Origin of the sequence: Chryseobacterium sp. FH1 (assembly GCF_000735135.1) — a bacterium.
Lineage (GTDB): Bacteria > Bacteroidota > Bacteroidia > Flavobacteriales > Weeksellaceae > Epilithonimonas.
Map to the genome: position 1 here is coordinate 587,650 of NZ_JPLZ01000002.1, position 12,888 is coordinate 600,537.

Below are 12,888 nucleotides of genomic sequence, written 5' to 3' on the forward strand. Positions count from 1 at the left end.
AGTATTAGGTAAAACCAAATAGCTAATTATGTACCAATATCTAATTTAAATGTTAAAGTTCTGAGCATAACCCTAATTTAAATTATTGATACTAAATATTAATAGCGTCGGGCTTTAGCCCGATGTTTCGAATGATAGTCTTAATAAGGGCTTTAGCCAAAATCTATATTAAGTTTCGGCTAAAGCCTAGTTAGTTTTAATTGTATAAATGGGCTAAAGCCCATTCCTATTGATATTACACGATTGAAATTAAATAACAAAGTCTGCCTTTCAGAAAAGCAGACTCTATTAATTATAAAAATTTGAAGCGAAATTAATCTCCAGTATTCACAGTCACTTTCACGCCTGCGCCACCAGATTTTTCATCCGCATCGAGATTGACTTTGTCAGGTTTCGATTTGAAATCGTGAACATTATTTTTCATATTTCGGTCAATCAATTTAGCGTACGGGTCAATTCCGGCTTGCAACGGTTCTTCATTTACTAAGAATGTAAAAGTTTTCTCAGGTTTATCCATCTTCACTTTTTTGAAAATCAATTCTTTACCTTCGGGAAATTTCTTGGATTTTTGTCCGAAAACGCCAATATCAACATAATCATTGACCGAAATTTTCTTCGATTTTCCTTTGCCATCAACGCGGTATTTTGCGCTTCCAACTGTGAGTTTCACTTGATATTGCTTTCCGACTTTTTTGTATGATAAATCCTTCACATAGTTTTCGTTCAGCGTAATCGTCTCAAACAAATCTTTGATGAGATACTGCAAACTGTCAGGCGTTTCCTTTTTCAAAAGATTCACAAATTCCACTGAATTGGTGTAAGGTGGTTCCTGAAACTTGGTCTGTCCCAGATATTTCTTCAAAACAGAGTTCAGTTTTGCCTCTCCCAAATAATCTTTCAGCGCGTACATCACGACGCTTCCTTTGTTGTAATGGATGTAACTTTGATTTTCGATTAGCATCAGAGGCATTTCGTTTTTCGCTTCTCTGGTTCGGCCTTTCAAATATTTATCAAGCTCATAACTCAAGAATTTTTTCATCGCAGGCGCGCCATATTCGTGCTCCATCACCATCAAAGCGGAATATTGGGAGAATGTTTCCGACATCATCGCACTGCCCTGAACATTGCCACCAACAACCTGATGTCCCCACCATTGATGCGCAACTTCGTGAGCCGTCACATAGAACGGAAGGTCGATTTTTTCTGGTTTGTCGGGTTCAATCTTCGTCAGGAAACCAATTTCTTCGGAATATGGAATTGTGTTCGGGAACGATTGTGCAAACGAAGCATATCTTGGAAACTCGATGATTCGGACTTGTTTGTGCTGATAAGGTCCAAAGTTTTTGGTGTAATAATTCAAACTGTTTTGAATGGAAGAAATCATTCGGTTCAAATTATATTCGTGTCCTTTTTGGTAATAAACCTCGATGTTTACATTGTTCCATTTTGCTTTTTTCACTTGATAATCGGCAGAAAGGAATGCGTAGAAATTGAGAATCGGTGAATCCATTTTGTAGGTAAAATATCTTCTGCCATTGGCTTTCCATTCTTTTTGTAAATAACCTGGCGCGATGGCAATCTGGTCATTATCAGTTGAAATCTGAGTTTGGAAACGAATCCAGTCAGAATCATTTGAAATGAAATTGTTCATTCTAGCCTTCTTGTCATTCACTTTTGCCACTCTTGGTTTTGGTTTCAGACCATATTTTTTTCTGGCAGAATTTTCCGAAAGTTCCGCATCTGCGGTGTAACCTAAGCCTGGCAGATTATTGGAATTGAAAAATGAGCCATTTCCAACCACATCCGTTTCCGTCTCAGAGTTGGCAAAACCTTTCGGCTCAAAATCATATTGAAAATTGAGGGCAACAGAATCGCCAGGTTGAAGTGGCTGATTGAGTTTTACAAGTTTCAAACCTGCTTTTTCATCATTGAAAATCTCTTTTCCGGAACGTGCCAATTGCATTTTTTTGAAGGCATAATGCCCGTCCAGATTATTCGGATATTTTAGAATGATGCTGTCAATCGGTTTTTGATGTTTGTTTTTGATGTAATAAACGCCGTCCACACTCCAGCCCGATTTCGCAGGGAAAATATCAATTTTCAAATTTGAAGAAACGATTCTCGGCTGGTCTATCTTTTCCAGATATTTATATTTTTTCTCGTAATCGACACGCATTTTTTCCATTTCAACTTCCGTGTAGGATTTGTTGAGAATGTGTGTATTGTAATAGATGTAACCACCAAGTCCGACAGTCGAGAACAGGAACAAAAACAATAAAGCTTTATGTTTTAATTTGAATGAAGTTTTCGATAAAAGATATTTTTTGGACAATCCTTTTTCCTTGCCTCTCGGGAAAACCAAAAGTGCGATGAACAATAAGAATAACATCATCACAATCCAATACGATTTCACAATGAAATAGCTGTAAAGCACTTGTCCAAAACCGTTCAAAGCTGAATAAGGAAGCGTTGGTCCGTTGGAATTGAAACTGTATAAAATCCCATTCATCTCCAAATAATTATATAAAATCGGAAGGAAAACGACAGGGAAAATCGCTAAGAAAAATCCAAAATATTTGTTATTGACAATCAATTGAACAAATAAACTGAAACCTATCAAAACCAGATAATAAGGCAGATTGTAAAGGTTGAATTTCAAATAGGTCAAAGGTTCTATGTCATAAAATCCTTTGTAAAACTGAATCCCGATGCAAATCAAATTAGAGAAAATCTGCATTAGGATGACCATCCAAACCATTCCCAAAAATTTGGAAAACATCAGGTTGAAATTGGAAACTGTGCTCACGCCAATCAGTTCATCGATTTTATTTTCGCGCTCTCTCCAAACGATGTTTCCTGAGAAAAACACAATCAGCAAAAGGAGGAAAAATGACAAACCTTCTTCTGCCAATTCCGCCATCAAAAAGGTGACAGGAATGGATTCTGCGTCGTACATCGATTTCATATAATTTGAAATCACAATCAGCAAAACGCCAAAAATGAAAGCAATTATCCCAAAAAATGGCGTGTAAACGATTCTTTTGACCTCGAAAAACGAAAGGTAGAAAAGCTCTTTCAGTTTCGCCATCCATCCAAAATCTTTTTGAACATTCAGGATTTCCTGCAATGATTTTTCGGAATTGGTGTAAGTTTCCACCAAAGCTGTTTTTTTCTTTTTAAATAAAGAAAAAGGCTGTAAAAATTGGTTGAAATCAAATTTAAAATAAGTAACTCCAACACACAAAAGCGAAATTACCAGCCAAACCAAACGGTTCCAAAGCAAAACGCCAGAAAGTGGAACTATGTTTTCATTTTGTTCATAAGGCGTCCAATATTCGGTGATTTGTTTCAAAGCAAAATTCCCGAATGGGTCGAGAAGTGAGGCCAAATCTTTGTTCTCGATGTCGGAAAGAATGCTGTCGCTCAAAATCGATAACAAAAGCAAAATCACACAGAAAAGATAGGAAGCCAAAGTGCTTCTCGTAATCGTGGTCAATGCGAAGAATATCGAACCGATAATCAAAGTATTTGCAACTGTGAAAATCAAAAAAGGCCACAAAAAATTAATGATATTGATAGGGCCAAGTTGCGAAGTTCCAAGCCCGTAAAGCGTTCCGAAAAAATAGCCAATTAAAATCCCTGAAAAAACATAGATTGCGATGAGAAAATTAGCCAAAAATCTTCCGAAAAAATACCCGGATTTTGTAATTGGCGTGGTGTACAACAAGCCGTGAAAATTATAGGCATAATCTTTCTGAATTGCGGTTGCCATTATGCTAATCATCATAATCCCGTTGATAAGCACCATAATATTGCCACTCATCCCGACAATCAATCTGGCGATTGCCAACGAGGAATTTTTGGTAAGAATCGAATCTGAGGTCGAAGTGTCAAATGCGCCTGTAGTTCCCAATCCAACGAGTACGCCAAGCGTGAGGAAAACCAAAAAGTAAATCTGCGTACTCCATTTTTTGAAACCATTCCTGAGTTCAAAAGAGAATAATTCTTTAAACATTGGTTGCCATTTTTTTGGTGATACTTGAGAAATACACGTCTTCCAAATTGGATTCTACAGGAATAAAATTAGCGTCTGGCTGAGTTTCCGCAAAAACGCGAATCTCCACTTTGCCTTCAGAAATATGCGTGGAAATCACTTGGTATTGTTCTTTCGCCACCTCAACTCCGGATTTTTCAATTAGTTTTTTCCAGATTTTACCTTGGAAATCTTCAATCACGCCTTTTGGAGTTCCGTCTAGAATGATATGTCCGGAAGTCAAAACCACTACACGATTGCACAGATTTTTGACATCATCTACAATGTGCGTGGAAAGAATAACTATTGTGTTTTCTCCGATTTCACTCAGGAGATTGTGGAAGCGATTTCTTTCCATCGGGTCGAGGCCAGCGGTTGGTTCATCAACAATGATGAGTTTAGGATTTCCCAAAAGCGCCTGAGCAATCCCGAAACGCTGTCTCATTCCGCCAGAATATTCGCTGACGTTTCTTTTTCTCGCCTCGAAAAGATTGGTCTGATGAAGCAGACCTTCAACGATTTCCTTGCGTTCAGATTTATTTGAAATGCCTTTCAGAATGGCGATATGATTGAGAAGTTCTACGGCATTCACTTTCGGATAAAAACCAAAATCTTGTGGAAGATAACCTAAAACTTTTCTAAGTTCTTCTTTTTGGGTCAAGGCGTTGAGGTCGCCGAGAAAAATCTCGCCACTGTCCGGCGCTTGCAAACCAGCGATGGTTCTCATTAGTGAAGACTTCCCTGCACCATTCGGCCCGAGCAATCCGAACATTCCTTTTCCAATCGTAAGATTGACGTTATCCAAAGCCTTCAAACCATTGGCGTAGGTTTTACTAATATTATTAATCCTCAATTCCATAGTTAAATTTTTTAAAGTATTATAATTTTATTAGACGATTATTAATGTTATTTGTTACAATTTCTCGGAAAAATTATCGAATGTTAATGATTTCGTTAAAAAAGGTCATCAATTTAAATATTAATTCACTCAAAATCCTTAAATCACCTTATCAATCTGACCGGAAAATTAAATTGTCAAAAACAATTACAGGTATTATATTTGATGGCTCAATTCAAAATTCAGTTATGAAAAATTTAGTTTTGCTAAGTCTGGTTTCAGCATTTGCATTGTCTTGTAAACCAGCTTACACAGCGGACAATCTTCCAAAACCATTGCCAGAAAGACCAAAAGACGACGCTCCAAGCAGTGGAATCACGGCAGAAGAATCCAAAGAAATGGAAACCCTGAGAAGCGAAATCACAACATTGGCGAGCAGTGAAAAATGCACGAATTCCGCCGATTGGAAAACAGTTGGATTAGGCGTGAAAGCTTGTGGTGGACCAGTTGAATATATCGCTTATTCCATCAAAATTGATGAAAAAACTTTTCTTGAAAAAGTAGATTTTTACAATCAAAAATCATCTGAGTACAACAAAAAATACAACCTGATGTCAGATTGTATGTTGGTAATGCAACCGGAAAGTATCATTTGTGAAAATGATAGACCCGTTTTCAAATAATATTTAAATCTCCTGAGGAGCAATTTTCTTTTTTTGTTCCTCAGCATCCCGGTATAATTTTGCCTTGCTCCAAGTCGCGTGCTTCGATGGAACAATGCTGTGTCCTTTTCTCAAAGCATATACTTTAGTAAATTCTGCCCCGAAGAATATCAATTGACAAGAATAGTTGATCCACATCATTAACAAAATAACAGTTCCAGCAGCACCGAAAACTGAAGTTGGATTCGACATATCAAAGTAAAAACTCATCGCCATTTTTCCAAGGTTGAAGAGTAAAGCCGTTACGACTGCGCCAATCCAAACAGATTTCCATTTGATCTCGACATCTGGCAAGACTTTGAACATTATCGCAAACAGAACCGTCACAACAGCCAATCCTAAAACGAAATTGCTCACTTGAATAATGAAGTAAGTATCAACTCCAAAATATTTGGTTATCAATCCATTAGCCAAGCCAATGAGTGATGACAAAACCATACTTATCAGAAGTAAAAACGCAATCATCAAAATCATTCCCAAGGAATTAGCTCTATCAAGAATGAATTTCTGCCAAGCCTTTTTTGGCGCCGCTTCCACATCCCAAAGATTGTTGAGCGTGCTTTGCATCTGGAAAAACAAACTGGTAGCACCAAAGATCAAAGTCGCAACCCCTAAAGCTTTCATCCAGAAGTTCTCTTTGTCAACCATCGCGCTGGCAATAATATCTTGGATGCTTTTTGCGCCGTCATAGCCCATTATGCCTTGCAATTGTCGACGAACTTCACCATTTACCGCTTCTTCACCAAAGAAATGACTCGTTGTCCAGATGATGATGATCAGCAAACCTGGCAACGCAAATATCGCATTGTATGCCATACTTGCACTGTCTTTGGATGCAGAGGATGATGTCCATTCGTTAAAAGTGGCTTTTAGAACTTCCCAAAAAGATTTAAGCTTTGTCATAGTTTACATTTCTTTGGAAAATTCAATCTTTGTACCAATCTACTCCTGTTTGTACCAGCTGGAGTATTTAACATAATTATTTGCAATCCTGTCGATCTCGCCTTCAATAAGACTTTGCGAAATATCTTTTACTTTTTTTGCCGGAACGCCAGCCCATATTTCGCCTTCTTTGATATTCGTATTTGCCGTTACCACTGCTCCCGCCGCAACGATCGAGTTGCTTTCTACCACACAATCATCCATCACAATCGCACCCATTCCAATCAGTACATTGTCTTTGATCGTGCAACCGTGAACAATCGCGTTGTGACCAATCGAAACATTATTTCCAATTGTAGTCGGACTTTTCTGATATGTACAATGTACCATTGCGTTGTCCTGAATATTCACTTTATTGCCAATTTTGATAGAATTCACATCACCTCTCAAAACCGCATTGTACCAAATACTACAAACGTCTCCCATCGTCACATCACCGATGATTACAGCCGTTTCTGCCACAAAAACATTCTCTCCAAGTTGAGGCGTTTTGCCTAAAAGTTCTTTTATAATTGCCATCTTATTTATTTTTATTTTCTTTTTGTTTAAATGAATCTTTGAATTGTCTAGAAAGAAATTCGTAGAAAGAAGCGTGAGAATCTTGCTCCCAATAATTTGTTTTGAAACTACTGACATTTCGGTTGAATTTCAAACCTTTTTCTAACTCATTTTTATTCTTAAAATATATTTCCGTTGGATAAAAGTTTCTGATTAACATCAATTTTGAGAACTGTTCCTCGGATTTATGTTTTAATGATATTCCGCTAGAAGTTCCGAAAGAAATCAACCGGCTAGTTTTTGGATTATTGCTATCAAAACTTATGACGTCGTCTCTTCTAGAGTCTTTGAAAACGTAGCCCAAAAATTTAAATTCTTCTTCCGTATATTTACTTTTGTGGTATTCAAATATGGTTTTGTCAGCTTGTTGATCATATTTTTTTGTAAAATCACTTTTGGATCCCAATGCAGAACTTACCAAATTCAGTTCCGGAAGTTTTAATAAACTATCAAAAACAAAACTGGAAATTTCTTTTCTATTGACATCTTTACTTTCTAAGATAAAAGATCTGTACTCATTGATGATTTGACTTTTATATTCTCCGGTTTTCCTATCAAAAACGTATTCTATAGTTCCATCTACAAAAATATTGAACTCAGAATTATTGGTAACATAACTGTTAAAATAACCTTTGACAATAATAAAATCTTTGGTGGAAGTTACAATGTTAACTTCCGGAATTTTGGTTTCTTTAATGGCTTTTACTTTAAATTCTCCTTTTACTATTTTATTAATGAAAAGAGTATCCGTATCGATTAGAGGATGATTGATTAATAGAAAATCTTTGTTTTTCACCAGACTTTCGTCCATTTCCCCATTCACATTTGATTTGCCAAGATATTCTCCCGATGCGCTCATCAAGATAACACCTTCAATAGGTGAATTATCCTCGAGAGACAATATTTTTATAGTTTGAGAAAAATAGCAGTTTGCAATCAGGAAAAAAAGAAAGATTAGTTTGATTTTCATTGGTTTTGTTTTGGTAGATGTTATTTTTAGTAAAAATTAAATTAATATTAAGACAATAGAAAAAATCGAATATCCGCAAACCTACTCATAATCAAAACTTAACACAACATTGGGATTCATCGGCTTTTTTGTTCCACCAAATTACGATATTTTTGTAGTTCAATATACTTAAAATGAGAGAAATCATTATAGAACCTACGGAAAACAAGAAAGTGATGAAGTTCGTTACGGACTACACTTTGATTCCCGGTTCACTGGAATTAGACAGAGATTCTGACATTTCCGAAATTCCGTTAGCTCAAGAATTGTTCAACTATCCATTTGTGAACAGGATTTTCATTACAGCCAATTTCATTGCCGTGGCGAAAGAAGATACGGTTGAATGGGAACACGTTGCAGAAAGCTTGAAGAACATCATCGAGGACGAATTGTTGGCGAACCCAAGAATCTATCTTCAGAAGAAAAAAGAAATGTATCAGATCTATTCTGAGATGACCCCAAATCCTGCGGTAATGAAATTCATCTCCAGCAAAATGTTGATGGATGGTTTCATCGAGGTAAAATCTAGAGAAGAAGCGGACGAAGTTCCTTTAGCCAAAGAATTGTACGAAGCTTTTGATTTTGTGAAAGAGGTTTATGTGAGTGATAATTTCGTTGCTGTGACCAGAGACGGTCAGTTTGAGTGGCACGAGATCATGAATCAAGTCCGTTCTTTCATCGCAGAATTTTTGCAAGCTGGAAAAGCCATTTCCAACGCAGAACCTCACAAGCACGAAAATCCAATGTTGAAGATCATCAACAGAGAATATACCAATGACGAGCAAAAGATCAGCGACATCCTGAATGAATATGTGGCACCAGCTGTAGAAAACGATGGTGGAAAAATCTCATTGATCGAATATGATCAGGAAAACAAAACGGCAAAAATGTTGCTTCAAGGCGCTTGCAGTGGCTGTCCATCTTCAACAGCAACGTTGAAAAACGGGATACAGAACATTCTGAAACAATTCGTTCCGGAATTGGTGGAGAACGTGGAAGCTGTGAATGGATAATATTTAGTTGATAGTTTCTCGTTGTCAGTTGACCGACTTCCAGAAACGCCTATAAAATAATTTCAAAATTGGAAACCAACAACCAACAACCAACAACTAACAATCGCAAGGGAATTCTTCTCGTCAACCTCGGATCTCCGAGATCGACGGACGTAAACGATGTAAAGGAATATCTGGACGAGTTCCTGATGGACGAAAAGGTCATCGATTACCGTTGGATCTTCCGCGCCCTTTTGGTTCAAGGAATCATCCTGAAAACCAGACCGAAGAAATCTGCTGAAGCTTACAAAACTGTTTGGACCGACGAAGGTTCGCCTTTGATCGTGATCTCCAAACATCTTCAGAAAAGACTTCAGGAGATCGTGGATGTTCCAGTTGGGTTGGGAATGCGCTATGCAGAACCATCAATAAAAACTGGAATCCAAGAGTTGGTAGATCAAGGCGTGACCGAAATCTCTCTATTCCCGCTTTATCCGCAATATGCGATGAGTACCACGGAAACCGTGATCGACAAAGCTGAGGAAGTGAGACTAAAATTCTTCCCAGATATCAAGATCAATTACGTGGAGCCATTCTACGACCGCGAGATTTACATCAATGCTTTAGCTGAAAGTATCAGGGAAAAACTTCCTGCGGATTTTGATCTGTTGCAGTTTTCGTATCACGGTGTGCCGGAACGTCATATTTACAAAACCGACCCCACGAACACTTGCAATATGAATACTTGTTGCCAAAAGGAAGACAATCCTTCGCACAAATTCTGCTACAGACACCAATGTTACAAAGTGACCGAACTGGTGTGCAAAAAACTGGGATTGCCAAAAGAAAAAGTGATGGTCACCTTCCAGTCCAGACTGGGCAAAGACAAGTGGATGGAACCTTACACAGACGCTACTTTGGCAGGTCTTGGCAAAAAAGGCATCAAGAAATTGGCCATCGTTTGTCCTGCTTTTGTCTCCGATTGTCTGGAAACTTTGGAAGAGATCTCTGTGGAAGGTAAGGAGATTTTCCTTCATGGTGGTGGTGAAAGATTCGATTATATTCCCTGTCTGAACGAGGAACAAAGCTGGGTGAATGTCGTGAAAACGCTTTGTGAAGAAAAGCTGAATGATTTTTACTTTCATTAATCTTAATATTCAAATCTAATGATTTTTAGATACGCACGACATACGCAGAATCTTAAGAAACTGATCTACTTCTACACTTCCGTTTTGGAGTTTGAAGTAATCGGGAAGTTTGAAGACCACAACGGTTATGATGGTGTTTTTTTAGGTAAAGCTGGTGAGAATTGGCATTTGGAGTTCACGCAGGACGGGAATTTGCCAGAGTCTAAGTTTGATGATGATGACATCTTAGTTTTCTATCCGGAAACCTTGGAAAAGTTTCAGAAGATCTTGACCAATCTCGAACACTTTAAAGTTCCCACTTTGACGCCCAAAAATCCTTATTGGAAAGAAAACGGCATCTGCTTCGAGGATTGCGATCATCACAAGATCATTATTTCTGACCTTAGGATTACTAAATAAATTATAAGACTTCAATTTTCATTGGAGTCTTTTTTTGTCATTTTACAAAATTCTATTAATGTAAACCCTTATTCGAAAGAGCTTCGAAAATCTCAGCCTGATAATCTTGAGGTAAAAAAAGATAACAACGGAAAGCAGGTTCCTGGCTCCAAATATTTATCAAAACCTGCTTAGGATTCCCCAATGGATTTTTATTTCATTGAATTTAAATGGGTTACCAAATTGATTTCCGTTCGAAATCTGGAAACTCATCAACCCGACGGGAAGAAAAAAGTTGAAACCGAGACCTAAACTATACAATTTCGGTGAAATCCCCAAGGCTTTGTTGGACATTTGTCCGTACTGCGCAAAGAGGTCGAAAAAGGCTTGGTCATTGACGAGATAGCGATATTCTGCGCCGGCAAATGCGTAGAAATCGCTGATGAGACTCTGCTCGTTGAAACCGCGCATCGAGTTCCAACCGCCAAACCTAAAAAGTTCGTTTGTGGAAAGTTCGTTCTTGGCGCTGAGCAATGCGGACTCGGCCTTGACGTTCAGATAGTGGTTTCCGGAGAGATTGAAGTTGTGCTCGGCGAAAAGAAAATATCGAATTTGGTCAAATTTTTCCTGCGTGTCGTCATAAGTGGTCTTCAGGAAATCGGCTTCCACACGGATATTGCTTTTGTTGATGAACAGCGGAATGTCGCTTCCTTCCTGATATTGGTACCAAAGTCCAATCCCTTTTTTGCTGTAATCGCGACCGCCTGTGTAGAGCGAGTCCAAAATCGCGGACGACTCGAAAGTCCCTTTGAGACCGAGTTTTTGACGTGGCGAAAGGTGATAGTAAACCGCGGGCAAAAATTTCACATTCGCAAAAGTGGAGTCTTGGCGGAAAATATTGACGTTGACGTTCAGACCGACATTGCTTCCAAATGTGTACGGAATGTCGGTTTGCATATCGAAAGTCTGGCCTTTGTCGGGATTTCTTTGCCAGTAAACACCGATGCTTTCGAAGCTGTTGAACATATTTTTGAGCTGGACATTCAAGGTTCCGTTGACGGTGAATTTTTCGGTTTTGTCGTTTCCGAAGCCAATCATTCCGTCGAACGTGTTGGTTTTTTTCTTTTGTGTAAAGAGAAAAACCTGCGTGGAATCCTTTGTAAATAAAGTCTGAGGCGGTTTTTCCAAAGTCACGAATTGGTGATTTTGCAAAGCCTGATTCATCGAAACCAAGTTTTTGTCTTCGTAATTTTTACCGACATATTCTTTGTTCAAAGCTTTAACGAATTGTTTCGGTAAACGCGTGTAGCCTTTGTAAACGATGGCGTCGATTTTCCTTTGAGATGATGTGACAACGGAGATTTTCACAGTAGGAATTCCATTTTCCATTTTCTGGAATTTGGTTTTCACGCGGTTGAAAGCGAAACCTTTGTTCCGGTATTTTTGATTGATGTTCTTCTTGAGTGAATCGAGGTTTTTGGTGTATAGTTCGTTCTTTTGAAGCTTTAAATCTGAAACCAATGAGTCTGAAAATTTGACATTGGCTTTATTGAAATTCGGGCCTTTGTCATAATAGATTTCGGTGCGGTTATCTATTTTTTTGACGTCTTTCAGTTCTGTGAAGAAGTAGGAATTTTCCGTTAAAGAATCAAGAAACTTGACTGCTTTCGCTGAATCGGAAACGATTTTTTTTACGTTGGTTTCTTTATCGATGAGCCAATATTCTTTTTTCTGCGCGTTGGAGAAAAAAGAAATAAAGAAAGCTAATATTAATAGAAAGCGGTACAATTTGGATTTACGTCTAATTTGATAGTGAATTGTTTGAGTTGTCAGGCTGAGCGGAGTCGAAGCCTTTGTCTATGTTATCCGAATGACTACTATTTTTGCAAATAGACAATTCTTTCAGTTTCTCCCAGTTATCATTAATGATAGCTTCTTTTTTCTTTCTACTCCAGCCTTTCACTTGTTTTTCAAAAGCAATTGCTTGCTCTATTTCATTAAATTCATTGTAAAAAACCAATTGAACGGGTCTTCTGTTGTGAGTATAACTTTCAGGGAAATATCCTGATTGATGTTTGATAAATCGAGATTCCAAATTGCTTGTAACTCCTGTGTAATAAGAGTTATCCGAACATTTTAATATGTAAACATAATATTGATTCATCTTTTGGAAAGCACTTCGACTCCGCTCAGTGTGACATCTCTAATACTAACTGTTTTCATTTCAAAGATGTCAGTAATATGAAAGTTTCATTTTAAACGATGTCA

Annotated in this window: 11 protein-coding genes; 4 read left to right on the forward strand and 7 right to left on the reverse strand. The window is 37.8% G+C overall.

Translation table 11 applies throughout. The annotated features are described in order from the left end of the window. Nucleotides 1-313: 313 nt before the first annotated feature. Together IO90_RS04025 and IO90_RS04030 are read right to left on the reverse strand one after the other, a co-directional pair. Nucleotides 314-4,015 carry an ABC transporter permease/M1 family aminopeptidase gene (locus tag IO90_RS04025; RefSeq protein WP_051878246.1) on the reverse strand — a complete coding sequence of 1,234 codons (3,702 nt, stop codon included), beginning with the start codon at nucleotides 4,013-4,015 and terminating at the stop codon, nucleotides 314-316. Beyond that, nucleotides 4,008-4,892 carry an ABC transporter ATP-binding protein gene (locus IO90_RS04030; protein ID WP_034964092.1) on the reverse strand — a complete coding sequence of 295 codons (885 nt, stop codon included), beginning with the start codon at nucleotides 4,890-4,892 and terminating at the stop codon, nucleotides 4,008-4,010. Before IO90_RS04030 ends, IO90_RS04025 begins: the two co-directional genes overlap by 8 nt. 227 nt (nucleotides 4,893-5,119) lie before the next feature. On the opposite strand from IO90_RS04030, the gene IO90_RS04035 reads away from it, so the two are divergent. Further along, nucleotides 5,120-5,554 carry a hypothetical protein gene (locus tag IO90_RS04035; RefSeq protein WP_034964298.1) on the forward strand — a complete coding sequence of 145 codons (435 nt, stop codon included), beginning with the start codon at nucleotides 5,120-5,122 and terminating at the stop codon, nucleotides 5,552-5,554. A gap of 3 nt (nucleotides 5,555-5,557) precedes the next feature. Here IO90_RS04035 and IO90_RS04040 read toward each other — a convergent pair whose 3' ends face one another. The 3 genes from IO90_RS04040 to IO90_RS04050 are packed head-to-tail and all read right to left on the reverse strand — an operon-like array spanning nucleotide 5,558 to nucleotide 8,063. Then, entirely contained in the window at nucleotides 5,558-6,496 is a 939-nt protein-coding gene (locus IO90_RS04040) for a YihY/virulence factor BrkB family protein (protein WP_034964095.1), read from the reverse strand. A 39-nt stretch (nucleotides 6,497-6,535) separates the two neighbouring features. Continuing rightward, the gene (locus IO90_RS04045; RefSeq protein WP_034964099.1) at nucleotides 6,536-7,054 is read right to left on the reverse strand and encodes a gamma carbonic anhydrase family protein; all 519 of its coding nucleotides are present in this window, start codon (nucleotides 7,052-7,054) and stop codon (nucleotides 6,536-6,538) included. Nucleotide 7,055: 1 nt separating this feature from the next. Further along, complete coding sequence (locus IO90_RS04050) at nucleotides 7,056-8,063, reverse strand: hypothetical protein (RefSeq protein ID WP_034964103.1); 1,008 nt, start codon at nucleotides 8,061-8,063, stop codon at nucleotides 7,056-7,058. A gap of 173 nt (nucleotides 8,064-8,236) precedes the next feature. Between IO90_RS04050 and IO90_RS04055 the strand changes: the two genes are divergently transcribed. The 3 genes from IO90_RS04055 to IO90_RS04065 all read left to right on the forward strand — a co-directional run bounded on the left by IO90_RS04055 (nucleotide 8,237) and on the right by IO90_RS04065 (nucleotide 10,641). Next, nucleotides 8,237-9,115, forward strand: coding sequence for a NifU family protein (locus tag IO90_RS04055; RefSeq protein WP_034964106.1), 879 nt, complete (start codon nucleotides 8,237-8,239; stop codon nucleotides 9,113-9,115). A 68-nt stretch (nucleotides 9,116-9,183) separates the two neighbouring features. Next, a complete protein-coding gene (gene hemH, locus IO90_RS04060) occupies nucleotides 9,184-10,242 on the forward strand; it encodes a ferrochelatase (RefSeq protein WP_034964108.1) in 1,059 nt (352 codons plus the stop codon). Nucleotides 10,243-10,260: 18 nt separating this feature from the next. Then, on the forward strand, nucleotides 10,261-10,641 hold the full coding sequence (locus IO90_RS04065; RefSeq protein ID WP_034964111.1) for a VOC family protein: 381 nt from the start codon (nucleotides 10,261-10,263) through the stop codon (nucleotides 10,639-10,641). Nucleotides 10,642-10,800: 159 nt separating this feature from the next. Here IO90_RS04065 and IO90_RS04070 read toward each other — a convergent pair whose 3' ends face one another. Both IO90_RS04070 and IO90_RS04075 read right to left on the reverse strand, forming a co-directional pair. After that, the gene (locus tag IO90_RS04070; protein WP_185094378.1) at nucleotides 10,801-12,408 is read right to left on the reverse strand and encodes a hypothetical protein; all 1,608 of its coding nucleotides are present in this window, start codon (nucleotides 12,406-12,408) and stop codon (nucleotides 10,801-10,803) included. Nucleotides 12,409-12,421: 13 nt separating this feature from the next. Continuing rightward, the gene (locus IO90_RS04075; RefSeq protein WP_051878251.1) at nucleotides 12,422-12,784 is read right to left on the reverse strand and encodes a GIY-YIG nuclease family protein; all 363 of its coding nucleotides are present in this window, start codon (nucleotides 12,782-12,784) and stop codon (nucleotides 12,422-12,424) included. Nucleotides 12,785-12,888: the final 104 nt, after the last annotated feature.

What these genes read in the sequence shown, in the direction of transcription:
- IO90_RS04025 (WP_051878246.1), bottom strand. Translation starts at nt 4,015, where the DNA reads ATGTTTAAAGAATTATTCTCTTTTGAACTCAGGAATGGTTTCAAAAAA.
- IO90_RS04030 (WP_034964092.1), bottom strand. Translation starts at nt 4,892, where the DNA reads ATGGAATTGAGGATTAATAATATTAGTAAAACCTACGCCAATGGTTTG.
- IO90_RS04035 (WP_034964298.1), top strand. Translation starts at nt 5,120, where the DNA reads ATGAAAAATTTAGTTTTGCTAAGTCTGGTTTCAGCATTTGCATTGTCT.
- IO90_RS04040 (WP_034964095.1), bottom strand. Translation starts at nt 6,496, where the DNA reads ATGACAAAGCTTAAATCTTTTTGGGAAGTTCTAAAAGCCACTTTTAAC.
- IO90_RS04045 (WP_034964099.1), bottom strand. Translation starts at nt 7,054, where the DNA reads ATGGCAATTATAAAAGAACTTTTAGGCAAAACGCCTCAACTTGGAGAG.
- IO90_RS04050 (WP_034964103.1), bottom strand. Translation starts at nt 8,063, where the DNA reads ATGAAAATCAAACTAATCTTTCTTTTTTTCCTGATTGCAAACTGCTAT.
- IO90_RS04055 (WP_034964106.1), top strand. Translation starts at nt 8,237, where the DNA reads ATGAGAGAAATCATTATAGAACCTACGGAAAACAAGAAAGTGATGAAG.
- IO90_RS04065 (WP_034964111.1), top strand. Translation starts at nt 10,261, where the DNA reads ATGATTTTTAGATACGCACGACATACGCAGAATCTTAAGAAACTGATC.
- IO90_RS04075 (WP_051878251.1), bottom strand. Translation starts at nt 12,784, where the DNA reads ATGAATCAATATTATGTTTACATATTAAAATGTTCGGATAACTCTTAT.